The 23045-nt window shown below is 70.0% G+C and carries 20 protein-coding genes and 1 riboswitch; of the genes, 11 read left to right on the forward strand and 9 right to left on the reverse strand.

Annotated elements, in window-relative coordinates:
• Positions 1 to 418: 418 nt before the first annotated feature.
• Complete coding sequence (locus O7595_RS12690) at positions 419 to 826, reverse strand: cobalamin B12-binding domain-containing protein (RefSeq protein ID WP_269732476.1); 408 nt, start codon at positions 824 to 826, stop codon at positions 419 to 421.
• 408 nt (positions 827 to 1234) lie between these two features.
• Between O7595_RS12690 and O7595_RS12695 the strand changes: the two genes are divergently transcribed.
• On the forward strand, positions 1235 to 2179 hold the full coding sequence (locus O7595_RS12695; RefSeq protein WP_269728826.1) for an esterase/lipase family protein: 945 nt from the start codon (positions 1235 to 1237) through the stop codon (positions 2177 to 2179).
• 209 nt (positions 2180 to 2388) lie between these two features.
• Positions 2389 to 4071: a M23 family metallopeptidase gene (locus tag O7595_RS12700; RefSeq protein ID WP_269728827.1), complete on the forward strand. Its 1683-nt coding sequence runs from the start codon at positions 2389 to 2391 to the stop codon at positions 4069 to 4071.
• Positions 4072 to 4435: 364 nt separating this feature from the next.
• Here O7595_RS12700 and pcrA read toward each other — a convergent pair whose 3' ends face one another.
• Complete coding sequence (gene pcrA / locus O7595_RS12705) at positions 4436 to 6913, reverse strand: DNA helicase PcrA (protein WP_269728828.1); 2478 nt, start codon at positions 6911 to 6913, stop codon at positions 4436 to 4438.
• Between the two features lie 210 nt (positions 6914 to 7123).
• A riboswitch (cyclic di-AMP (ydaO/yuaA leader) is annotated at positions 7124 to 7293 on the forward strand.
• On the opposite strand from pcrA, the gene O7595_RS12710 reads away from it, so the two are divergent.
• Positions 7292 to 8452, forward strand: a complete 1161-nt coding sequence (locus O7595_RS12710; protein ID WP_269728829.1) for a C40 family peptidase — start codon at positions 7292 to 7294, stop codon at positions 8450 to 8452. (Overlaps the previous riboswitch by 2 nt.)
• A 130-nt stretch (positions 8453 to 8582) precedes the next feature.
• Here O7595_RS12710 and O7595_RS12715 read toward each other — a convergent pair whose 3' ends face one another.
• Positions 8583 to 8936: a hypothetical protein gene (locus tag O7595_RS12715; RefSeq protein WP_269728830.1), complete on the reverse strand. Its 354-nt coding sequence runs from the start codon at positions 8934 to 8936 to the stop codon at positions 8583 to 8585.
• Between the two features lie 250 nt (positions 8937 to 9186).
• Between O7595_RS12715 and O7595_RS12720 the strand changes: the two genes are divergently transcribed.
• The gene (locus O7595_RS12720) at positions 9187 to 10236 is read left to right on the forward strand and encodes a C40 family peptidase (protein ID WP_269728831.1); all 1050 of its coding nucleotides are present in this window, start codon (positions 9187 to 9189) and stop codon (positions 10234 to 10236) included.
• A gap of 66 nt (positions 10237 to 10302) precedes the next feature.
• On the opposite strand, the gene O7595_RS12725 is transcribed toward O7595_RS12720, so the two are convergent.
• The 3 genes from O7595_RS12725 to O7595_RS12735 all read right to left on the reverse strand — a co-directional run bounded on the left by O7595_RS12725 (position 10303) and on the right by O7595_RS12735 (position 13740).
• Positions 10303 to 11493 (reverse strand): alpha/beta hydrolase, encoded by a 1191-nt coding sequence (locus O7595_RS12725; protein WP_269728832.1) that lies wholly within the window; start codon positions 11491 to 11493, stop codon positions 10303 to 10305.
• A gap of 280 nt (positions 11494 to 11773) precedes the next feature.
• Complete coding sequence (locus O7595_RS12730; RefSeq protein ID WP_269728833.1) at positions 11774 to 12469, reverse strand: LuxR C-terminal-related transcriptional regulator; 696 nt, start codon at positions 12467 to 12469, stop codon at positions 11774 to 11776.
• The gene (locus O7595_RS12735; protein WP_269728834.1) at positions 12466 to 13740 is read right to left on the reverse strand and encodes an ATP-binding protein; all 1275 of its coding nucleotides are present in this window, start codon (positions 13738 to 13740) and stop codon (positions 12466 to 12468) included. The genes O7595_RS12730 and O7595_RS12735 overlap by 4 nt, the downstream gene beginning before the upstream one ends.
• 162 nt (positions 13741 to 13902) lie before the next feature.
• Between O7595_RS12735 and O7595_RS12740 the strand changes: the two genes are divergently transcribed.
• From O7595_RS12740 to O7595_RS12770, 7 genes are all read left to right on the forward strand, one after another.
• Positions 13903 to 15198: a PspC domain-containing protein gene (locus O7595_RS12740; protein WP_269728835.1), complete on the forward strand. Its 1296-nt coding sequence runs from the start codon at positions 13903 to 13905 to the stop codon at positions 15196 to 15198.
• A complete protein-coding gene (locus O7595_RS12745) occupies positions 15185 to 15448 on the forward strand; it encodes a hypothetical protein (protein WP_269728836.1) in 264 nt (87 codons plus the stop codon). Before O7595_RS12740 ends, O7595_RS12745 begins: the two co-directional genes overlap by 14 nt.
• Positions 15449 to 15488: 40 nt before the next feature.
• A complete protein-coding gene (locus O7595_RS12750; protein WP_269728837.1) occupies positions 15489 to 17036 on the forward strand; it encodes a recombinase family protein in 1548 nt (515 codons plus the stop codon).
• 299 nt (positions 17037 to 17335) lie between these two features.
• Positions 17336 to 17545, forward strand: coding sequence for a hypothetical protein (locus tag O7595_RS12755; RefSeq protein ID WP_269728838.1), 210 nt, complete (start codon positions 17336 to 17338; stop codon positions 17543 to 17545).
• Complete coding sequence (locus O7595_RS12760; RefSeq protein ID WP_269728839.1) at positions 17529 to 18050, forward strand: DUF6879 family protein; 522 nt, start codon at positions 17529 to 17531, stop codon at positions 18048 to 18050. The genes O7595_RS12755 and O7595_RS12760 overlap by 17 nt, the downstream gene beginning before the upstream one ends.
• Before the next feature lie 3 nt (positions 18051 to 18053).
• Positions 18054 to 18884: a helix-turn-helix domain-containing protein gene (locus O7595_RS12765; protein WP_269728840.1), complete on the forward strand. Its 831-nt coding sequence runs from the start codon at positions 18054 to 18056 to the stop codon at positions 18882 to 18884.
• A 689-nt stretch (positions 18885 to 19573) separates the two neighbouring features.
• On the forward strand, positions 19574 to 20161 hold the full coding sequence (locus tag O7595_RS12770; RefSeq protein ID WP_269728841.1) for a recombinase family protein: 588 nt from the start codon (positions 19574 to 19576) through the stop codon (positions 20159 to 20161).
• A 1-nt stretch (position 20162) separates the two neighbouring features.
• Here the strand turns inward: O7595_RS12770 and O7595_RS12775 are convergent, their stop codons facing one another.
• From O7595_RS12775 to O7595_RS12785, 3 genes are all read right to left on the reverse strand, one after another.
• On the reverse strand, positions 20163 to 20699 hold the full coding sequence (locus O7595_RS12775) for a DoxX family membrane protein (RefSeq protein WP_269728842.1): 537 nt from the start codon (positions 20697 to 20699) through the stop codon (positions 20163 to 20165).
• A gap of 90 nt (positions 20700 to 20789) precedes the next feature.
• Positions 20790 to 22031, reverse strand: a complete 1242-nt coding sequence (locus O7595_RS12780) for a hypothetical protein (RefSeq protein WP_443071612.1) — start codon at positions 22029 to 22031, stop codon at positions 20790 to 20792.
• A gap of 134 nt (positions 22032 to 22165) precedes the next feature.
• Positions 22166 to 22954 carry a class II aldolase/adducin family protein gene (locus O7595_RS12785; protein ID WP_269728843.1) on the reverse strand — a complete coding sequence of 263 codons (789 nt, stop codon included), beginning with the start codon at positions 22952 to 22954 and terminating at the stop codon, positions 22166 to 22168.
• Positions 22955 to 23045 lie beyond the last annotated feature (91 nt).

Genomic DNA, 23045 nt, shown 5'->3' on the forward strand with positions numbered 1-23045 from the left:
GCGGGGGGCGCGGGGGCGCTCCGCGCACGGCGACCGGGCGTCGTACTGCCGGGGTCGGCGCCACGCGCCCCTCCGCGGCCAGGCCCGGCGGATCCGCCCGTGCCGCCTCGTTGCCGGTCTGCGGCTCCGCCGGTCCCGCCGCTCCTGCCGGACCCCCGGCCTGCGCCTCGAGTGCCGCGTCCCACGGGCGGTTCCGGGGCGCTTCGTTCCACGCGCGGCGGCCGCACGCCGCGCTTCCGTTCGGGGGACGCCTCCGTACCGGTCGAGAAACCCGGCCCCGCGCCGAAGCGCTCCGGCGCGGCCGTCGGCACCGAAGGACAAGGGCACGGCCCGTCGCCGCCCCAGGCGCGACGCAACGGCCGCCGCCGAAGCGCGGGGAAGGGCCGCCCCCGCGGTGCCGCAGTCCCGCCGTGCGCGCCTACGCCGCCTGGCGGACGTTCGCGTTGACCCAGTCGACGATCGACGCCGTCGTCGCTCCCGGGGTGAAGATCTCCGCGACGCCCTTCTCCTTCAGCGGAGGGATGTCCGCCTCGGGAATGATCCCGCCGCCGAAGACCTTGATGTCCTCCGCGTCCCGCTCCTTGAGCAGTTCGAGCACCTTCACGAAGAGCGTGTTGTGCGCGCCGGAGAGGATGGAGAGGCCGATCGCGTCGGCGTCCTCCTGGATCGCGGTGTCGACGATCTGCTCGGGGGTCTGGTGCAGCCCGGTGTAGATGACCTCCATACCGGCGTCCCGCAGGGCTCGTGCGATCACCTTCGCGCCGCGATCGTGGCCGTCGAGACCCGGCTTGGCCACCACCACGCGGATCGGACCGGTCACACCCATCACTGCCTCCACATACCGACTGTGCCGCCATGGGCACTGTGCCCTCATTGGCACCCAGCCGCGCCGATCGACGCGCTGTGTGCCGTCGTGGCACGGATCCCGTGCCGCGCCCCGTGCCAGCGGGCCCGGGAGGTGAACGAACGTTATCCACAGATCTACAGCATCCCGCAAGCCGCCGTTTCGCGGTGGACGGCGAGGGGGAAATCACACATGGGACATATTCGCTACGCGCCGTACCCGCCGGAGGGCCTCGGGCCCCGGCCGGGACGCCGCGAGGGAGCCGCTGTTCGGTCGCCGTGACCACCGTGTCGCCAACCGCGCGGCGCGGCGGTAGGCGCCGTGGGCAGCCCCATGAGGGCACACGGGGGACGGAGCCGCGACCCCGTGCGCCAGTCTGGAGGTCGGGCCATGGGGTTCCTGCCGCTCTTGCGGATGAGGATGTCGGTCGCCCTGCTGCGTGCCACGGCCCTGGAGCTGGCCATCCTCACCGCGCACATGATCGTTTATCCCTCCGGCCTGTTCCCGGAACGCCGCTCCCCCGCACCGGCTACGGGATCACCGCACCTCGGCGGGCCACCGCATCTCGACACGACCCCGCACCTCGGCACAACCCCGCTCCCGGACTCCCCGGACACGGACTCCCCGGGCACGGGGACACCCGACGGCCGTCCGGACTCCCCGGACTCCCCCGCGCTCCCGTTCCCGGCGCAGTCAGCCCCGTATCCGCCGGCCGTGCTGCTCCACGGCTTCGTGGACAACCGGTCCGTTTTCGTCCTGCTGCGGCGGGCCCTGGTACGCCAGGGCGGGCGCCACGTGGAGTCGCTCAACTACTCACCGCTGACGTGCGACATCCGGACCGCCGCCGAGCTGCTGGGCCGCCATGTCGAGGAGATCTGCGCACGCACCGGCCGGCAGCGGGTCGACATCGTCGGCCACAGCCTCGGCGGTCTCATCGCGCGGTACTACGTCCAGCGACTCGGCGGCGACCGCCGGGTCCGCACCCTCGTCACACTGGGCACGCCCCATGCGGGCACGCGTGTCGCCCCGCTCGCCAGCGCGCACCCCATCGTGCGCCAGATGCGCCCGGACTCCGCCGTGATCGAGGAACTGCGGCTGCCCGCTCCGGGCTGCCGGACCAGGTTCGTCAGCTTCTGGAGCGATCTGGACCAGATCATGGTGCCGCTGGAGACCGCACGACTGGAGCATCCGGATCTGATCGTGCGGAACGTCCGCGTGAGCGGCATCGGCCATCTCGCACTCCCGGTGCATCCGGCTGTCGCGGCGGGCATCCGCGAGGCGCTCGAGGCGCCCGGTGCGGAAGCCGAGTCGCCCGGCGCCGTTTCCGTGGCCTGAAGTCGAACAAGGATCGAACGTAAGGCCAAAGCTCTGCCCGCAGTCCGCCGAAACACGGCCGAATGCCCGTTTCCCGCTTCCCCAAAACCTGCCGAAGATTGTCGGCGTCGCATACCGCCGGGTACAGTCGCGCCACTGCGTTGCCTCTGGGACCCCCTGCGGGGCGGCCCCCAGAACTTGGTCCTGCTGCCGAGGCGAGAGAGAAGTTGGTGAACGACCAGCACCCCCACGCCGGGTACGACGCGTACGCCACCGGCAGCTTCGACACCGACCCGCTCTTCGGCGCCATGCCGGGCAGCTACGAGGACGGTCACCTCGCCCACAGCGGCCAGTACGACAGCGGCCAGTACGACGCGACGCAGTGGTCCTCCACTTCCCCCACGGGCCACGAGGCCTACGGCAACCCCCAGCATGCGTACGGGCAGCAGTACGACGCAACGCATTTCGACGCCGCACAGTACGACGGGGGCGCGCAGTACGACGGGGGCGCGCAGTACGACGGGGGCGCGCAGTACGACACCACCGGCCAGTGGGACGCCAACGCCTGGAACGAGGCGGGGCAGTTCACGGCGGCACGGTTCGAGAACGCGGCGCAGCCCTACGACACGAGCGGCCAGTGGCCCACGGCCGGCTACGGCGCGTCGACGTACGAGACCGGCGCCTACGACGCCACCGCGTGGAACTCGGCCGGAGCCGAGGCCACCCCCGTCCACCCGCAGTACGGCGACCACATCGGACAGCCGTCCGGATCCGGACACTCCGAGTACCCGGCGTACGGGGAGCAGCACGATCCCGCGGAAGCCTTCGTCCCCGAACAGTTCCCCGCCACGGCCGAGTTCGGCACCTCACACGAGACACGGCCCGGCACGGCGTCCGGCTACGAGACCGAAGCCGCGCACGACAGCGAGCCCGGCTTCGGCGGCGAGGCCGCGTTCGACTCCGCAACGGAGCACTCCGATCGCTCGGAGCACACCGAGTACGAGCCGGAGCGACCGGCGGCAGCGGACGCGTACGACGGAGGACCGGATTCCGGCCACGACCACGACCACGAAGCCGAGATGATCGCCGGCGCCGCCACCGTCGCGGCACCCGCGGTCCCCCTCTCCTCCGCCGCCTCGGCCCGTCCCGTGCGCAGGGCCGGCGGCGCCCGCGGTCGCCGCCGCACTCCCGCCAAGCGCTCCGCGCTCCTCACCGTGGCCGTGCCTTCCGCCTGTGTGATGGGGGTCGCCGGTGTCGCGGCGGCCTCGGTCGGCGGACTCACCGACGGCGAGCAGCAGAAGGACGACAACACCGCGGTCACGGCAGCCGATCCGTCGTCCGTGAAGCCGGTCGCCGCGAACAACGCGCTCGACACCCAGCTCGCCGCACTCAGCGCCGACGCCCGGGACTTCGGCGACCGCGCCAGCCGGACCCAGGAACGCATCGACCTCAAGGCGCGGCAGGAGGCGGAGCGCAAGAAGCGCGAGGAGGAAGCCGCCCTCCGCGAGCGGCTCCGCCCCAAGTTCGCCCTCCCGGTCGCCCAGCACGGCCTCAGCGCCTACTACGGCCAGGCCGGTGTCAACTGGATGTCCATGCACACCGGAATCGACTTCCCCGTCTCGTACGGGACGCCGGTGATGGCCGCGACCGACGGCACCGTGCGGACGCAGTGGAACAGCGCGTACGGCAACATGGCCATCGTCACCGCCGCCGACGGCACGGAGACCTGGTACTGCCATCTCAGCAGCACCAAGATCCGCTCCGGGAAGGTCAAGGCCGGCGAAGTCATCGCCTATTCGGGCAACTCGGGCAACTCGACCGGCCCGCATCTGCACTTCGAGGTGCGCCCCGGCGGAGGGTCCGCGATCGACCCGCTGGCGTGGCTGCGCAGCCACGGTCTCAGCCCGACCTGATCCGGCCGGCTCCGCCGGTACGTGTGCGGCCCGGCCCCGACCACCCGGCCGGGCGTGCGGCTTCCGCGACCGCTCCTGAGTCTTCGCCCGGACCGGCACACCGCCGGCCCCGCCCGAAGCCGTCACCCACGGCCGTACCCCCGAGGCCCGGTCGAGCCGGCCGGTTCACGCCGCGACCCGGCGCCGCCGCCACCCGTCGGGTCGAGCCGGCGCCGCCCATCGCGTCTGCGCACGCCGCGGTGGGTCGGCGCACCGGCCCCGCTCAGGGAACCCGCGGGCGACCGCCGCAGAGCCCCGCGACCCCCTGCGACAGCCCCGTGTTCGCTGCGGATCACTCTCCGGATGCCGACGGTTTCTCAGCCCGTCAGAGCTTCTCCACCGGCGCGTACCGCAGCAGCAGCCGCTTCGGCTTGGCGTCGCCGAAGTCGATCGTCGCCTGGGCGTCCGCGCCCGAGCCCGTCACCGCCATCACCGTCCCCAGTCCGAACTGGTCGTGGGTGACGCGGTCCCCGACTGCCAGGGCGATCACGGGCTTGTCCGTCGTCCGCCGCGTGGCGAAGCCCGAGGGGCCGGAGCGGGACCGGGACGACGAGAGCGCCGAGGCGATGCCGGACGTCGGCCCCGCGGGCGCCGCCATCGGGCCCGTCCGCTTCCACTGCAGGTGCGCGTCCGGGATCTCCTCGAGGAAGCGCGAGGGCGGGTTGTAGGCGGGCTGGCCCCAGGCGCTGCGCATCGAGGAACGCGTCAGGTAGAGGCGCTCGCGGGCACGGGTGATCCCCACGTACGCCAGACGGCGCTCCTCCTCCAGCTCCTTGGTCTGGCCGAGCGCCCGCATGTGCGGGAAGACGCCGTCCTCCATGCCGGTGAGGAACACGACGGGAAACTCCAGGCCCTTCGCCGTGTGCAGGGTCATCAGCGTGATGACGCCGCTGCCCTCCTCGTCCTCGTCGGGGATCTGGTCGGAGTCGGCGACGAGCGCGACCTGCTCCAGGAACTCGGCGAGCGTGCCCGTTCCCTCCTCGGCGCCGCGCTCCTGCTCGAACTCCAGGGCCACCGCCGCGAGTTCCTGGAGGTTCTCGATACGGGTCTCGTCCTGGGGATCGGTGGACGCCTGCAGCTCGGCGAGATAGCCGGTCCGCTCCAGCACGGCCTCCAGCACGACCGCGGGGCCGGCACCCGAGTCGACGATCGTGCGCAGCTCCTCCATGAGCGTGTTGAAGCGCTTCACGGCGTTGGCTGAGCGGGCGGCCATGCCGTACGCCTCGTCGACGCGGCGCAGCGCCTGCGGGAACGTGATCCTCTCCCGCAGGGCGAGCGCGTCGACCATCGCCTCGGCGCGCTCGCCGATGCCTCGCTTCGGGACGTTCAGGATCCGCCGCAGCGGCACATTGTCCTCGGGGTTGGCGAGGACCCGGAGATACGCCAGGACGTCCCGGACCTCCTTGCGCTCGTAGAAGCGCACACCGCCGACGACCTTGTACGGCAGGCCGACGCGGATGAAGATCTCCTCGAAGACACGGGACTGGGCGTTGGTCCGGTAGAAGACCGCCACGTCGCCGGCCCTGGCCTCGCCCGCGTCCGTCAGCCGGTCGATCTCGTCGGCGACGAACTGGGCCTCGTCGTGCTCGGTGTCCGCGACGTAGCCGGTGATCTGCGCTCCGGCGCCCGCGTTCGTCCACAGGTTCTTGGGACGGCGGCTCTCGTTGCGCTCGATCACGGCGTTGGCCGCGGAGAGGATCGTCTGGGACGACCGGTAGTTCTGCTCGAGCAGGATCGTGGTCGCGTCCGGGTAGTCCTCCTCGAACTGGAGGATGTTGCGGATCGTGGCGCCGCGGAACGCGTAGATCGACTGGTCGGCGTCGCCCACCACGCACAGCTCGGCGGGGCCGAGGTCGTCGTAGCCCGTGCCGACCAGCTCGCGCACGAGCGTGTACTGGGCGTGGTTGGTGTCCTGGTACTCGTCGACCAGGACATGACGGAACCGGCGCCGGTAGTGCTCGGCGACGTCCGGGAACGCCTGGAGCAGATGGACCGTGGTCATGATGATGTCGTCGAAGTCCAGCGCGTTGGCCTCGCGCAGGCGGGCCTGGTACATCCGGTACGCCTCGGCCAGTGTCTTCTCGAAACCTCCCCCGGAGCCGTCGGCCTGGGTGGTACCCCCACCTGCCCGGTCGGCGTAGGTCTCCTCGTCGATCAGCTCGTTCTTCAGGTTCGAGATCTTGGCGCTGAACGACTTCGGCGGGTACCGCTTCGGGTCGAGGTCCAGATCGCGGCAGACCAGTGCCATCAGCCGCTTGGAGTCGGCGGCGTCGTAGATCGAGAAGGACGACGTGAAGCCGAGCCTCTTGCTCTCCCGGCGCAGTATGCGGACGCAAGCGCTGTGGAAGGTGGAGACCCACATGGCTCCGGCGCGCGGGCCGACGAGCTGCTCGACGCGCTCCTTCATCTCCCCCGCGGCCTTGTTGGTGAAGGTGATGGCCAGTATCTGGCCGGGGTGGACGTCACGGGTCGCCAGCAGATGGGCGATCCGGTGGGTCAGCACCCGGGTCTTGCCGGAGCCGGCGCCGGCGACGATGAGCAGCGGCGACCCCGTGTGGACGACGGCGGCGCGCTGCTGCTCGTTCAGCCCGTCGAGCAGGGCCGCCGGGTCGATGACGGGGCGCGGGGCGCCGTTGCGGTAGTGGGCGTCCCCGGACGGAGGCACGTCGAACCTGCCCTCGAAGAGGTCGTGCGGGACCTCGTCCGCGGGCGGGTGCTCGTCGTCCTCCGGTGGCGGGGGGTCCTCCGGGGCCGGGGTGCGCTGGAGGTCCGCCAGGAAACTGTCGTCAAAGAGGCTGCTCATCGCTCTCCGAGTCTAGGCGGCCCCACCGACAGCCCGCCGCCGCCTTCGCGGGAATCACGATCGGACACCTCCAGTCATGACATGGACACACAGCGCCAAGGTCACGAAAATGTATCGGGCATATCGACCACTCTCCTTCACAGCAGCGCCACACTTTGGCTAGCGTGCTCGCCCAGGCGGCCCGTACCCCCTTCGACGAACCACGTCGGCCGGGCAGCCGCGCCGAATCCGTGCCCCTCACCGAGGAGTTCGGAACCGGGGACCCACTCAAAAAGCACAACTGGGGTGAATCGGGCCTGGTTTCATCTGGCCCGTAGGGCAAACCTTCCGTTCCGTCCGAACCCGACAGCTAACCCGGTAGGCGTTCCACGGAAGGAGATGCCGGCCTTGGCGTCGCACCGCAAGCCGCGCAGCCGCACACGTACGAACACACCTGCCGTCGGGATCACGACGGCCGCCATAGCGGGGGTCTCGCTCCTCTCGGCCCAGAATGCGACAGCCGACCCGAAGCCCAGCATCGAGGAAGTCCAGAAGAAGGTGGACGACCTCTACCGCCAGGCGGGTTCGTCGACCCAGGAGTACAACAAGGCGAAGGAGTCCGCCGAGCAGCAGCGCCGCAAGGTGGACCGTGCGCTCGACGAGGCCGCCGAGCGCACGGAGGCGCTCAACGAGTCCCGGCGCGCCCTCGGCAGTTACGCGGCCGCCCAGTACCGCACCGGCGCCGTCACCCCGACCGCCGCACTGCTCTTCGCCGACAACCCGCAGTCCTACGCCGACCAGACACAACTGATGGACCGGCTGACCGAACAGCAGCGCGGCGCCATCGCCGACTACGAGACCCACCGGGCCGAGGCCGCGAAGCAGCGCGCGCAGGCCACCAGGAGCCTGGAGACGCTCACGGACTCGCAGGAGTCGCTGCGTGCCAGGAAGCAGGCCGTCCAGAGGAAGCTCGCCGAGGCGCGGGAACTGCTGTCGCGGCTGACCGCCGAGGAACGGGCGCGGCTCGCCGAGCTCGAGCGCAAGAAGGAGGAGGAGGCCCGCCGGAAGGCCGAGGCGAGGGCCGAGGCGGAAGCCGAGGCCGAGCGGCAGCTCCGGGAGCGTGAGCGGCAGGAGCGGGAACAGACCGGCACCGGCACGGACACCGGCTCGGCCACGGGGACGGCCTCCGGAACGACCGGCGGCACGTACGCGGCCAAGGCCGAGAAGGTGCTGTCCTTCGCACGCGCCCAAATCGGCAAGCCGTACGTCTGGGGCGCGACCGGCCCGAGCTCGTACGACTGCTCCGGGCTCACCCAGGCCGCCTGGCGCGCGGCGGGCGTCGACCTGCCCCGGACCACCTGGGACCAGGTGAAGGCCGGACAGAGCGTGGCGACGGCCGATCTGCTCCCGGGTGACCTGGTCTTCTTCTACGACGACATCAGCCACGTCGGTGTCTACATCGGCGACGGAAAGATGATCCACGCCCCCAAGCCGGGCGCGAACGTCCGCGAGGAGTCGATCTACTACATGCCGATCCACGGCAGCATCCGGCCCGCGTAGCGTTCACGTGGGCCGGAGACCCGCGACCGCCGACCCCCGGGTCGCGGAGTCACGCACTCGCTCACTCGCGCCGCGGCGCCCTTCGGAAGAGGGGGTTCGCGGCGCGAGCCGTGCAGGGCTCCGGGCCCGCTCAGGTCCACAGGGTCGCGATGAAGACGTTCGCCAGGGTCAGGCCCCCGACCGCCCCGAACACCCCCTTGTCCACGGTCTCCTCGTCCCGCTTGACGTAGACGAGCGCCAGGATCACCACGAGCACGGCGAGCTTGATGCCGATCTTGAGGTTGTTCACGGGCTGGTCGTCCGCCTGGTTCAGTCCCACCAGTGCCACGCCCGTCACCAGCATGGTCAGCGCGCCGTGCAGCATCCCCGGAGTGAAGTGCGCCGCCCCCGCCCCCATCGCCTTCATCTGGGTGAGGAAACCGCCGAGCAGCGCCGCGATACCGATGATGTGAAGGGCGACGAAGACATTGATGAGTACGTCCATGGCACCGGAGCCTAGCCGGGCGGTCCCAAAGCGAACCCGGGCGGTCCTTCTCATGCCAATTCCGTTCATGGCGCCACTTCGTGGTGACCGAGAGCTCTAGCGTCCTCACCCAGGTGGCCGGCTCCACCACCGTCCGTACCCGGGCGGCCGCCGGCCGCCCCCGCCGGAAGAGCCGGTGGCGGGCCGCTCCCCCTGTGCGGTCCGCCGCCGGTCCCCGTGACGGCGGGCCCCTACGGAAGGACGGGCCCTCGTGGCAGCGCACCGCAAGCCCAGGCAGCGCACGCATTCCGGCACCGCCGCACGCCTCTCCGCCACTCTCGCGCTCGCCGGTGCGGCCACCGCCACCGCCTTCGAGGGCGCCGCGCACGCCGAGCCGGTGCCCACTGCGGAGGAGGTCCGGGCCGCGGCCGACCGGCTGTACCAGGAGGCGGAGGCCGAGACCGAGAAGTACAACGGGGCGAAGGAGAAGGCCGATACGGCGCGGAGGGAGGCCGGGGAGCTCCGCGACGAGGCCGCCCGACGCATGGAGCGCCTGAACGCCTCCCGCGACGCGCTGGGTTCCTTCGCGACGGCGCAGTACCGGGCGGGCGGCCTCGATCCCGCCCTGCGGCTCGTCCTCGACTCCGACCCGGCGCGGTACCTCGCGGGTGCCGAGCTGACCGAGCGGGTCGGTGACCGCCAGGCCGCGGCCCTCGCGGCGTTGCAACGGCAGACGAGGGAGCTCGAGCAGGTGCGCGCCGAGGCCGGTGAGCGGCTGGCCGAGCTCGAGGAGCAGCGGGCACGCGTGGCCCACCACCGCGCGGTGGTGCGGAAGAAGCTGGCCGCGGCCGAGGCCCTGCTGGCGCGGCTCACCGCCGAGCAGCGCGCCGCCCACGCCGGCCGGGACGGCACCGCCGCGGGCCGTGCGGACCGCGGCACGGTCCGCACCGGACCCGCTGTCGCCGCCCCCAACCCCCGTGCCGCACAGGCCGTCGCCTACGCCTACGGGGCGCTCGGCAAGCCCTACGTCTGGGGCGCGACGGGACCGTCCGCCTTCGACTGCTCGGGGCTGACCCAGGCCGCCTGGCGCTCCGCCGGGGTCGCGCTGCCGCGCACCACGTACACCCAGATCGACGCGGGGCAGCGGGTGCCGAGATCCCGGCTCGCGCCGGGGGACCTGGTGTTCTTCTACTCCGGCATCTCGCACGTGGGGCTCTACATCGGTGGGGGCCGGATGATCCACGCCCCTCGTCCGGGAGCGCCGGTACGGATCGCGCCCATCGACCAGATGCCCTATGCGGGAGCGACGCGGATCTCCTGATCGTGGTGCCCCATGGGGTGCCGGGCGGGTCTCGCCCTGCGTCCGGACGGGAGGCGCCCGGCGGGCTCATGGCAAGGGGCCCGCCCCGCCCGATCCCTGCCGGCCGTCGACCGGCCGTCGGCGGCCGGCCGCCGACGGCGTCGTTCCTCGCTCGTAGCCGACCTGGCGGGTCAGCCAGAAGAAGACGTCGGGGACCTGCCGCCGCCACTCACCCGTGTCGTGCGCGCCGCCGATCTCGACCACCTCGACCGTCGTCGGGTGCAGGGCGGCGGAACGCAGTGCGAGGCCCGACTCGAAGCCGTCGCCGCGTGCGCCGGAGACGAAAAGGGCGGTGCGCGGCGGCGTCGCCGCGGACCGCAGGATGGCGAGCGGGTCGTTGGCGCGGCGCAGTTCCCCGTCCCGGCCCGCGAGCGAGGCCTTCTCGGCTGCGGGGTCGTTGTAGCCGGACAGGCTCACCCCGGCGCGGTAGCGGTCGGGATGGGCGACGGCGAGCTTCGCCGCACAGTGCCCGCCCGCCGAGTAGCCGGCCACGGCCCAGCCCTCCGAACGTTGCATGGCACGGAAGTTGTCCATCACCATCCTCGGGACGTCGACGCTCAGCCAGCTGTCGGCGTTGATCCGGCCCGGGATGTTCGCGCAGCCCGTGTCGACCCGGCCGAGCAGGGTCGTGCGCGGGGCGACGAGGATGAACGGGGCGATCCCGCCGCTCTCCATCAACGGCCGCAGCTGCTCCTGCACCTCGAGCGTGGCGAACCACGCCTTCGCCGACCCGGGGTACCCCGGGAGGAGTTCGACGACCGGGAACTTCGTGTTCCGGTAGGCGGGTTCGTCGTACTGCGGGGGCAGCCAGACGTAGACCTCGCCGCGGACGCCCGAGACCTGCCCCGTGAATTCGGTGACCTGGACGCCTTCGCCCAGGAGCGGATCGGTCGCCCGTCCGAACGTCACCCTGCTCTTGGGGAGGTCGGCGAAGCGCACCCCGCCCAGTCCGTCCTCGCCGAGGTCGGACGCGGCCTCGACGTGGTCGCCCGTGCCGAGCAGGTCCTCCCAACTGCCGTAGAGGCCGTTGCTGTTGTTCACGGCGACGAACACGACCACCAGCGCGGTCGCCTGCGCGAAGCCGAGCATCGCCAGCCGGACGGCGCCCCGCACCAGCGCCGGGCCGCGCACCCTGCCCCACAGGACGAGCGGCAGCAGCACCGCGACCGCGGCCAGCACGATCGCCGTCACGAAGAAGGAGGTACCGGTCAAGCTCATCACGGACGGTTAGAGGGAGCGGACCCCGTCCCGGTTGCCGCGCACACGGGGCGTTCTCGTCACACATCCGCCCCATGCCGGACTCGTGGACACGGGGCGGGCGGACCGGCGCGGGCCGGAGACCGGACGCGGGCCCGCGCCCCGTCACCGCCCGTACGCCTCGCCGACCGGTCGTCTCGTCCGGCGGGCCTCGACGATCCCGGTCCGGTGGTCCTCGACTGCCCGTCGTGCGCCGCCGGGTCCTCACCGGACTCGTGGTGCGCCGCCGGGGCTCGCGGGCTCAGACCAGCCGGCGTGCCGTCGCCCAGCGCGTCAGCTCGTGCCGGTTCGACAGCTGCAGCTTCCTCAGCACCGCCGACACATGCGACTCCACCGTCTTCACCGAGATGAAGAGCTGCTTGGCGATCTCCTTGTACGCGTAGCCACGGGCGATCAGCCGCAGCACCTCGCGCTCGCGCTGGGTGAGCCGGTCCAGGTCCTCGTCCACGGGGGGCGCGTCCGTGGAGGCGAAGGCGTCGAGGACGAATCCGGCCAGCCGCGGCGAGAACACCGCGTCGCCCTCTTGGACCCGGAAGATCGAGTCGACCAGATCGGCGCCGGTGATCGTCTTGGTCACATAGCCGCGTGCGCCGCCGCGGATCACCCCGATGACGTCCTCGGCGGCGTCCGACACGGACAGTGCCAGGAAGCGGACCGGGCGCTCGGCGGCCGTCGCCAGTCCCGCGCAGCGGCGCAGCACCTCCACGCCGCCGCCACCGGGCAGATGCACGTCGAGGAGCACCACCTCGGGACGGGTGGCAGTGATCACGGTGACGGCCTGGTCGACGTCGGCGGCCTCGCCGACGACCTCGACGCCGGTCTCCTCGGTCCTGCCGATCTCGGCCTGCACCCCCGCGCGGAACATCCGGTGGTCGTCGACGAGCACGACCCGTGCCCGGCGCTCCGTCCCCTCGGCTGCGTCGGTCTGCTCGGTCATCCGTCCGCCCTCTCCATCTCCAGCTCCACTTCGGTGCCTCCGCCGGGCACCGACCGCAGGCGCGCCGTGCCTCCGTTGCGCTGCATACGGCCGACGATCGATTCTCGTACGCCCATGCGGTCCTCCGGAACGGCGTCGGGGTCGAACCCCGGCCCCCGGTCGCGCACCGAGACGAACACCGTACGGCCCTCCACCTCCGCGTACACCTGTACGGGTCCTCCCTCGCCACCGTACTTCGCGGCGTTGACCATCGCTTCGCGCGCGGCCTGCATCTGCGCCGTCAGCTTCTCGTCGAGCGGGCAGTCACCGACGACGACGACCTCCAGCGGGACGCCGTGCTTGTCCTCGACCTCCGCCGCGGAGCGCTTCACCGCGTCCGCGAGCATGGCGGGCTCCTCGTCCTCCTCCTTGCCGGTGCCCTCCGGCCGGTACAGCCAGTTGCGCAGCTCGCGCTCCTGGGCGCGGGCGAGCCTGCGCACCTCACCCGCGTCGTCCGCGTTCCGCTGGATCAGGGTGAGGGTGTGCAGCACGGAGTCGTGGACGTGGGCGGCGACCTCGGCGCGCTCCTGGGCGCGGATGCGCATGAGGCGCTCCTCGGAGAGGTCCTGGGTCATCCGCACCAGCCACGGGCCGGCCAGCAGAGCCACACCGACGATCACGGCCAGGGCGGCGGTCAGGACGTTGCCGAGTTGGGCGGCGGAGCCCCGGACGACCACGAAGACGGTGAGTCCCATGCCGACCAGCGCGACGCCCGCCAGGCCGCGCGCCAGTTGCAGCAGTCTGCGGCGCCGGTCGTCGCCGGTCCACTGCGCCCGGCGGGCGTTGTCCGCCTGCCGCCACACCAGCACGACACCGGCGCCCGTCAGCAGCACGGGCCAGACGTAACGGTTCGCCGGACCGCCGAGGTCGATGTTGGCGACGAACACGACCGCGCCGATCAGCAGGGCGACCAGCGCGAACAGCTGTCCCTTGTCGGGCTTGCGCAGCCGCCGTCTGCCGTCGGGCGCCGTCTCGAAGACGGGCTTGGGCTCGGCCGATCTGCCCCCGACACCGAGCGGCACGGCGATCCAGAACACCGCGTAGAGCAGCGCGCCGAGGCCGTCCGCCATGAAGAGCCCGAGGAAGACGAGCCGGACCCAGATCACCGGCAGTCCGAGGTGCCCCGCCAGCCCGCGCGCCACACCGCCCAGCCAACGGCCCTCCGCGCTGCGGTACAGCCTGCGGGCGGCGGGCTCTTCGGTCTCGGGCGGACGGGCGGTGGCGGCGGGCATGTCCCGATGGTCACACGGCGCCGGCGGTGGGGACATCAGGGCCGTCCCTGAGAGAGACCCTGAACCTCCGTGGTCCCGGCCCCGGCCTCGGGGTGCAATATCAGGGAAGGGCCAGGGTCGGGACGGCTGCCGTCCGCCGTGGCGGCCCGTCACCATGGAGACATGACTCAGCCGACCGCCCCGCCCGCCGCGCCGCCGGAGCCGCGGTTCCCGCCCGCGCTGCTGCGGCGGACCGCGCGGCACAAGGTCGTCGGCGGGGTCTGCGGGGGGCTCGGCCGGTACTGCGACGTCGACCCGGTGGTCCTCCGTATCGCCATGGGCGTGCTGGCGGTGACCGGCGGCATCGGTCTGATCTTCTACGGCTTCGCCTGGCTGCTGATCCCGCTGGAGGGCGAGGAGGAGAACGAGGCGCGGCGCGCCCTGTCCGGCCGCGTCGACGGGGCCGCCCTGGTCGCCGTACTGCTGGCGCTGCTCGGCTGCGGACTGTTCCTGTCGATGCTGGGCAACGACGGGACGCTCGCGTTCTCCGCGCTGCTGTCGCTCGCCGTCGCGGGCGCCGCCGTGTGGTCGCGGCGGCGCACCACCGCCGCCCCGCACGGCGGGCCGCTGGACGCGGCGACGGCGCACGCCGTGGCGGAGGCCCCGCCGGAGGCCAAGGCTCCCCCGACGCCCGACGGCCCGTCCTGGTGGCGCGACCCGATCGTCAAGGACGGCACCACGGGGCCGGTGGCGACCGGCTATCTGTGGGGGCCGGCCGACGCCGCGCCGGACGCCGCCGCGCTCCCCCGCGAGCGGCGCCGCGCCACTCCGTCGCCGCGCCCGCGCGGGCCCCGCGGCATCGCCGGAATCGTCTTCCTGCTCGCTCTGGTGGCGGGTGGTCTCGGCACGGGTCTGTCCTGGGAGTCGCAGCCGCTGGGCACCAGCCTGCAGACCGGGCTCGCCTGCGCCCTCGCCGTGTTCGGGTTCGGCCTGGTGGTCGGCAGCCTCCTCGGCCGGATCGGCGGTGGCACGGTCCTGCTGACCGTGGTCACGGCCGGGCTCCTGGTGGGTGCGTCCGTCCTGCCCGAGCAGATCAGCACCCGGTGGACGCGGACGGAATGGCGGCCCACGACGGCCGCCGCCGTGGCTCCGCGGTACCAGCTGGGCTCGGGCACGGCCACGCTCGACCTGAGCCGGGTGGCGGTGCCGCCGGAGGGGACGGTGAGCACCGCCGCGGAGCTCGGCGCGGGCCGGCTGACGGTCGTGCTGCCGCCGGACGCCACGGTGCGGATCCGGGCCCGCGCCGGCGTCGGTGACGTCCGGCTGCCCGGGGATCCCGTGAACGACGTGGACGTCGCCCCGGACCGGGACCGCACGGGTACGCTCGCTCCGCCCGCCGGTGCGGGGCCCGCGGGCACGCTCGACCTCGATCTGGCGGTCGCGCTCGGACAGGTGGAGGTCACCCGTGCTGCGTCATGAGTTCCGTCCGGGGAGGCTGATCGCGGGCACGGCGGCCCTGGCGACCGCCGCGGCCTATCTCGGCGACGCGACCGGGGCCTGGCAGACCCCGTGGTTCACGGCCCTTCCGGTGATGTCCGGCGGCCTCTTCCTCGCCGCCGTCGTCGCCCTCGTCCACTACCGGCTGCGTCGGCGCCGTTCGGCGATCGCCGCGTCCAGCGAGAACACGGAGGCGCCGGCGAGCACCAGTGGCAGCCAGGCCACCAGGTAGGCCAGATCACTTGCGTATTGCTGTTGTAGGGTCATGATCCATGAAGCCTGTGCGGGTACTGATCGCCCTCAGGATCAGCAACGAGACCGACGCGTCCACCTCACTGGAGCGGCAACTCCAGGACTGCACGGCCTACGTGAACGAGAGGCAGCACCTCGGGTGGCAGGTAGTGGGCGTAGCCAGAGACGCTCACATCTCCGCCACCAAGTCACACCCCTTCGAGAGACCGGAACTCGGAGAGTGGCTGAACAACCGAGCCCCAGACTTCGACCTGTTGCTCTTCTGGAAAATGGACCGGTTCGTCCGCAAGGTCGTCGACATGCAGGACATGATCAAGTGGGCGACTGCACATGGCGGCAAGGCATTGGTTTCGGTCAAGGAACCCGTTCTCGACATGGTCGGCCCTTTCCGGCACGTCATCATCGACCTGTTCGCGGCCATCGCCGAGACCGAAGCGCAGAACATCTCCATGCGAGTCAAGTCGTTTCAGAGCTACGCCAAGTCGAAGAACGTCTGGGCTAAGGGAAACCCACCCTACGGCTACGAATCCTTCCGTGACACCGACGGCGCGATGAGGCTTCGGGTCCGGGAGACTCAAAGGGAAGTCATTCGGGAAATTTACAAGCGAGTAGTCGAAGACGGGGACCCTTACTCGACAATCTGTGACGACTTCAACGCCAGAGGGGTTCCCTCCCCTGCGGGCGAGAGGATGTCGGAGCGTCGAAAGAAAAACGGCACAACCATGCCTGTATGGCGGAGCCGTACCATCACGAACATCCTGAGGTCGGAAACCATCCTCGGCTGGAAGTGCGAAGAGGTGAAGATCCCCGGAAAGAAATACGGAGTATCGCAAGCTATTCTCACTTCTGAAGGAAAGATCCGGATGGCAGACCCCATTCTCACGGACGATGAATGGGCGAAGCTCCAGGACGAGATGAACAGGCGCCCCGGCGCCGCCCGTCGCACCACAAAGAACACGACCGCCTATCGCGGAGTTGTGCTCTGTGGCGGGTGCGGCAAGAACCTGTACCTCTTCAACCCGGAGAGGCAGCAAGGCAAGCCGGTGTACCGGTGCAATAAGTCGGCAAGTCGGGATTCATGTGGCAAGGGGTACGCCTTCCGGGCCGAGAAGGTGGAGGAACTTGTCGAGACGATGATCCTCGGAACCATCGGAGACTCCCCGATGCATGAGCGCCACTACGTCAAGGGGTCGAACAACTCTCAGAGGCTGCGGGAGATCGAAGAGTATGTAACGGAACTCCAGAGGTCCATCCGCCCTGGCGGAAAGAACTCATCGGGATTCGCCAAGAAGTCGACGGAAGAAGAGATTGCTGCTCTCTACGAGGAACACGATTCCCTGGCGGCCGAAGGAGACAAGCCGGACAGGTACGAGTACCGGGACACCGGGGAGACCTTCCGTCACATGTGGGAGAGGAACAAGGACAACGAAGCCGAGAGGACGCGTCACCTGCTGAAGGCAGGGATCACCATCCGGCTGCATCCACTCACCAAGGGAGTCTCCAACACCACTGACTTCGGTGCAGAGGTGGACCTGGGGAACCGAAGTGAGCCATTCACTATTCACTGACCCTGCGGACATCCTCCTCGAAGGGGATGCCCGCTCTAGCGACATCTAGAGACTCTCCATCGTGGGGGGGTATATACAACCCCCCACATTAAATATGTACGTGTCCTTGGCTGAAGTCCGGGACGGGACTCACGAGAGTGAGAGCGGGGTCACACAACGAACGGCAGAGACCTCGGGAACCTCTCAAGATCTTTTATTCCGCAACCGGAATAGTCCCGAGTCGGCATGGACGAAGAACAACAGCCTACGTAGCGTCGATCAGCAAGGGCCTCACCAGGGGCCGCAGACAAGGGGGCACCATGGCGCGTGAAGAACTGATCCGTCTCACCGGCAAGTTCGACGGACCCGACTGCGATGACGACGACTGCCCGAACGTCTACCGCACGGCAAGCGGCTCCATCGTGGTGCAGGGAGGCGTCTCCACGGCCTTCCAACCGCCGGAGGGGGAAGCTCTGGTGGAGATCCCCGAAGCAGTACTCAGGGAGGCTGTACGTGCTCTTGGATGGTGATGAGTGGCGCAGGACGTTCGACGCCTTCCAGCACGACGCCTGGCGGTTTGAGGCTCAGCCCACCTACACCATACCCAAGGAGACCGAGAACGTTGCTCGGTTCCTTCGAGGGGAGCCCAAGCCCGCCGTCCACAACTCCCGCTGGCATGAGCGCGTTCACGGCTACGTGTCATCGGGCCGGAAAATAGGGCGAGTACGGATCGTACGGCAGCCGTTGACGGACTATCAGCGATACCAGTTCGCTTGGGGCATTCCCGGCAACATCCAGGCCGGGGAGGATATCCGCGTGCTGGATGTCACACACGACGACTACGGCCTACCGCTCTCAGGAACCGACTGGTGGATGTTCGACGAGACTCAAGTGGTGCACCTCAACTTCCGTACGGACGGGACACAGATCAACCGTGAACTGTTCACTGGCGACATCACTCCCTATCTGGAATGGAAGCACACGGCCCTGGCTCATTCCATACCATTCTTCGAGTACGTGAAAGAAGCCGAGTGACGGGTGACGTTCGAGCCTGAGCAGCTAGGGCAGTCGAGGACTGATCTGGCAGAAAAGCTCCGTGAGTTGCGTAAGCGAGCCGGTCTCACAGGTGATCGGCTCGCAAGGCGCTGTAACATGTCTCAGAGCCAGATCAGCAAGTTCGAGACCGGCAAGAAGACACCGAAGCTGGTTGACGTCGAACGCATCCTGCGAGCCCTGGACGCTCCCCCTGAGCTGATCACGGAGATCACCGCCCTTGCTCGAATCGCCAACACCGAGTGGCAGGACAAGCGCTCTTCCTGGCGCAGGGGGATGGAAAAGCGTCAGGCGGAGTTGGCCTCACTGGAGTCCGAAGCGACGGAGCTGCGATATTTTCTGCCAGCGATGATCACTGGGCTGTTGGCGACCCCGGAATACATCCGCGCCAGCCTGAGCCACACACCGGGCGACCCTTCCACGACCCTTGCCAAGAAGCTGGAGCGTCAGGCCGTCCTCTATGACACGGCGAAAACCTTCACGTTTCTCCTCACGGAACAGGCAGTAAGGTGGGCGACCGTCCCACACCCCGCCCTGGCCGTTCAGATTGGCCGCCTCACATCACTCTCCCACCTTCCCAATATCCGTATAGGAGTTATCCCGTTGGGGACGGTGATACCACGAGGACCGATGAACACCTTCACGGTCTATGACGACCGATTGACCACGGTCGAGAACTTCACCGGCCGCATGGTCTTTCGTGATCCTCGTGACGTCTCTGAGCACCTCACCGTCTTTGCCTCGTTCGAGCGTTCCGCTCTATTCGGAGGCGCAGCAAGAGAGTTGCTTGAGCAGTGGGCAGACCACCACCGGTGATCTTTAGTCAGGAACGGGAATACTGATCGGCGCTGCTCGCCGGCCGGTGGACCATGAATGGGTCACGAATCCGGGGAGGACTGATGGCGAGCACACAGCAACCTCAAGGCTACGGACTCACCGAACTGCCGCCAGAGCCAAGAGCGGTATCAGGATGCAGTACCTGTCTCGGCATCTGCGTACGGCGGCGAAATGCACGGTCGAGAGGCGACTACAGCGCCGTCTCCGATGCGAACGTCGAGCTGCGCCAGCACCACATCAAGGCGCACAACTCATGAGTGCTGACAAGGCACTTGGGCTTTTCGGTGACCACCCCTTGATGACCCTGCGCGTCTCTCGCGACTCAGGGAAGACCTGGGGTCCTGAGCGAACCGTGTCCACGACGGACGACCTTCACCCCCTCATCACGCTCGCTTGGCCTCCCTGTCAGTGCACAAGATGCACGGAGCGCGGCAAGTCCTGAAACCCGTACAGCATCGAAGGAACTTGCCCCTGCGGTCCCTGCAACGGATTCCTGCCCTCATTACCCCCGGGTGCTCGTCGCAGGCACAGAAAGGGCGTCTCAGAAACCTTGGTTTACGAGACGGTGGGCAGCGGGGTCCACCGAGCCCCCTGGGTGTGTTCGAAACTCGTCTCACAACCAGTCGAGACGGGTTGATATTTTGAGACGAGTTATGAGACAGTCGAGCATGGCGACGGACACCCCCACTCACCTCATCGGCTACGCCCGAATCTCGACCGACGACCAGGAGGCACAGCTTCAAAGGGATGCCCTCACCGCAGCGGGATGCTCTCGGATCTTCGAAGACAAGGCATCCGGCAAGAACACCGATCGCCCTGAACTGGCAGCCGTACTCGACTACCTGAGGGGAGGAGACACTCTCGTTGTCTGGAAGCTCGGCAGGCTTGGCAGGTCCCTCATCGACCTTGTGAGCATTGTGGACGGCCTGAGGGGCCGTGGCATCGGCTTCAAGGTGCTGACGGGGGCTCTCAGCGCCGTGGATACGACCTCCGCCGACGGCCGTCTCTTCTTCCAGATCATCGCCGCCATGGCGGAGTTCGAGCGCTCCCTTATCAAGGACAGGACCAAGGCCGGACTGGAAGCGGCCAAGGCACAGGGGCGCACCGGAGGACGCCCCACAGTCATCACTGATGATCTCCTCACCGTGGCCAAGGCAAGGAAGGCCAAGGGCGAGAGCGTCAGCGCCATAGCCAAGGCTCTGGGAGTGTCCAGGGCGACGCTGTACCGACACCTGTCCGACCAGGAGCAGCTCTGACCTACCGCCAAGCCCCCGCCTGGCCCCGTCCCCGCCGTCGACCCCTGATCACGGCATCCAGTGACCAGTAGGGCGCCCCGGCCAGCACCAGCGGCACCCAGCAAAACATGTACGGGAGATCGTTCCCGTAGTAGTACGGCTCGGTCTGCCAGCTGACGGTCAGCCACAGGCTCAACGAGATCAGTGCTCCGCCGAGGGCGGCCAGCCGCGCGAGCAGCCCCAGCAGGGTGCCGACGCCGACGGCCAGCTCGCCGAAGGCCATCGCGTAGCCGAAGCCCTCGGGGCTCCTCAGGGCCATGTCCACGAGCGCGGGTACTGCGGAGCTGTTCCGCACGTTGGTCATCAGCTCGCCGACGGAGCCGGTGCCGCTCGCGGCGATGAACGCGCTGTCGAAGAGCTTGTCCAGTCCCGCGTAGATGAAGGTCACTCCGAGGAACAGCCGCAGCGGCAGCAGCGAGTAGCGCGCCGCGCGTTCCTTCCAGTCGGTGCTCACGTCGTCGGTCGCGTACGTCGCCGTCGTCCGGTACACATGCGTCATCGTCGCCTCCGTGTCTCACCCGGCTGGGACGATTGTCCCCACGTCCCGCCCCCGTGAATACGGGGGCGACGGCCGTACGGCTCAGCCCGGTCAGTCCACGACGTCGACGGCCATCCGGTTCGACTCGGCACCCGCCGCGGTCACGACCTGCACCTCGACCCTTCCGGGCTCGACCTCGGCCGGCACCGGGACCGTGATGCTCGTATCACTGGGGCTGGTGAATCCGCCGGGGACCGGCACCAGCGGCACATGGACGTGGACCGTGCCGATCCGGACGGTCATCAGCGCGAGCCGGTCGGGGCTCCCGGCGCCCGGCGGCACGAACCCGGCGCCGCGGATCTCGATGTCGTCGCCGATGCGGACGGGGCCGTCGAGGCCGCCGGGCTCCCTGGCACGGACGACGGACAGGACGACCGGGCGGCCGCCCTCCGCGTACTTCCCTGCGAGGTAGACCGCCGCCGAGACCAGGACCAGCACGGTAAGGCCCCACGGCAGCTCCGGCAGCCGGTCGGGCCGGCGTGCCAGCAGCACCGTCGCGCAGAGGAGGGCCACCCCGCCGACGAGGACGTACTGCGCGTCGGGGAAGCTGCCGCGGCCCGCGTCGTCGCACACCAGGTCCACGGGCCGGGGCCGGTCCGCCTCCACCTTCTGCAGCCGCTGGGTGATGATGCGCACGGCGACGACACGGCGCACGACGACGGCGATCAGGGAGACGGCGGCCGTGATCGTGAGCAGTCCGGCGCCCTGGGCGAGGCCGAGTCCGGCGGGGGCGGACGCGGCGAGCCGGAACGCCAGGAACAGCACGGTGTAGGCGGCGAACAGCACCCACACGGCGGCCACCGCCCGCGAGGTCGACAGCCGGTTGTCCTCGCCGACGAGCGGGGCGAGGAGTCCGCCGTGCGCCCGGTGGAGCCGGGCCGCGCCGGTGAGCAGCCCGGCCAGACAGACGGCGGCGGCGAGGCAGGCGGTGCGGGCCACGGTCCAGCCGGAGCCGATCGCGGTCACGGTCTGGACCAGGAGGAGCAGCACGACCCAGCCCCACAGCACCAGCAGGGTGCGCCGCCAGACGCGGGTGAGCCACGACTCCCCGGCGGCGCGGCTGCGCTCGGCGACGGCCCGGGCCGACTCGGTCAGCTCGTCGGAGATCCACTGCCGGGTGCCGCCCGCGGAGGAGGCGACCTGGGCGGGCAGCCCGCGTCCCCCGGCGAGTTCGTCGCGCCTGGCCAGGAACCTGGCGACGGCCCTCCGGTGTCCCTCACGTCTGCCGTGCGGGCAGTCGCCGCAGGTACAGCCACCGCCGTGCACGCTCTGTCCCGCTTCCTGCACCGCCACGGCGACGCACCCTTCCCCGGTAGGCAGCTTCGGCAACTACCCCGTGATTCCAAGGAATTGTGCCGTACGGACGAGGCTGGGCGCGCATCGGGAAGCCGACGCGAGGGTGATTTGCGCACGATCGAATTGACGTACTACGACATGAGTTCGGGTTCTTCGGCGGCGATTCGACGCCACAGGGGCTGGTAGCTGATCCATGCGACGAGATCGCCGCCGAGCTGCTCACGGGTGGCGAGCGCGTCGCGGTGGTCGATGAGCACCGGCTTCCCGGCGGCCCGGGCGCTCAGCTGCACCTGCGCGCAGCGCTCCATGGAGACGAACCACCAGGCCGCCGCGTCGACCGAGTCCCCGACCGTGAGGAGCCCGTGGTTGCGCAGGATGACCGCCTTGTACGGGCCGAGGGCGGCCGCGACGCGCTTGCCCTCCGCCGCGTCGACGGTGACGCCCGTGTAGGCGTCGTACAGTGCGTGGTCCTGGTAGAAGGCGCACGCCTCCTGGGAGATCGGGTCCAGCAGCTCACCGAGCGCGGCCAGCGCCCGGCCGTGGACGGAGTGGCTGTGCACGACGGCGACGGTCCCGGGCCGGGCCCGGTGCACCGCGGCGTGCACGGCGAACGCGGCCTGGTTGACGTGCCGGGTGCCGCGGACGACCTGTCCGTCCCCGTTGACCAGGATCAGCCTGCCTGCCGTCATCGTGGCGAACGGCTCCCCGAACGGGTTGACCCAGAAGCAGTCCGGCGCCTCCGGGTCGCGCACGCTGATGTGCCCGGCGACGCCCTCCTCGTACCCCAACCGGGCGAACAGCCGCAGCGCGCCGGCCAGCCGCTGCTTCCGGTACACACGTTCATCCACCGCGGACTCGTGCACGGGCGGCATGGCCAAGTGCAGCCGCTCGGCGGGTATCGGCTCCGGCATGTCGGTCATGGCGCGGAAGGTACCTCCGGGTGCGCCAACTGACCATATACGGCGCGCGCCTTGCGCGGCGGATGTGCAGTGCCGCACGCGGGAGGTGGGG

Source organism: Streptomyces sp. WMMC940 (genome assembly GCF_027460265.1).
In the GTDB taxonomy this organism is placed as follows: Bacteria; Actinomycetota; Actinomycetes; order Streptomycetales; family Streptomycetaceae; genus Streptomyces.

Coding starts and splice junctions, on each gene's coding strand:
- O7595_RS12690 (WP_269732476.1), bottom strand. CDS start 826: ATGGGTGTGACCGGTCCGATCCGCGTGGTGGTGGCCAAGCCGGGTCTC.
- O7595_RS12695 (WP_269728826.1), top strand. CDS start 1,235: ATGGGGTTCCTGCCGCTCTTGCGGATGAGGATGTCGGTCGCCCTGCTG.
- pcrA (WP_269728828.1), bottom strand. CDS start 6,913: ATGAGCAGCCTCTTTGACGACAGTTTCCTGGCGGACCTCCAGCGCACC.
- O7595_RS12710 (WP_269728829.1), top strand. CDS start 7,292: ATGCCGGCCTTGGCGTCGCACCGCAAGCCGCGCAGCCGCACACGTACG.
- O7595_RS12715 (WP_269728830.1), bottom strand. CDS start 8,936: ATGGACGTACTCATCAATGTCTTCGTCGCCCTTCACATCATCGGTATC.
- O7595_RS12725 (WP_269728832.1), bottom strand. CDS start 11,493: ATGAGCTTGACCGGTACCTCCTTCTTCGTGACGGCGATCGTGCTGGCC.
- O7595_RS12730 (WP_269728833.1), bottom strand. CDS start 12,469: ATGACCGAGCAGACCGACGCAGCCGAGGGGACGGAGCGCCGGGCACGG.
- O7595_RS12735 (WP_269728834.1), bottom strand. CDS start 13,740: ATGCCCGCCGCCACCGCCCGTCCGCCCGAGACCGAAGAGCCCGCCGCC.
- O7595_RS12740 (WP_269728835.1), top strand. CDS start 13,903: ATGACTCAGCCGACCGCCCCGCCCGCCGCGCCGCCGGAGCCGCGGTTC.
- O7595_RS12750 (WP_269728837.1), top strand. CDS start 15,489: ATGAAGCCTGTGCGGGTACTGATCGCCCTCAGGATCAGCAACGAGACC.
- O7595_RS12755 (WP_269728838.1), top strand. CDS start 17,336: ATGGCGCGTGAAGAACTGATCCGTCTCACCGGCAAGTTCGACGGACCC.
- O7595_RS12770 (WP_269728841.1), top strand. CDS start 19,574: ATGGCGACGGACACCCCCACTCACCTCATCGGCTACGCCCGAATCTCG.
- O7595_RS12775 (WP_269728842.1), bottom strand. CDS start 20,699: ATGACGCATGTGTACCGGACGACGGCGACGTACGCGACCGACGACGTG.
- O7595_RS12785 (WP_269728843.1), bottom strand. CDS start 22,954: ATGACCGACATGCCGGAGCCGATACCCGCCGAGCGGCTGCACTTGGCC.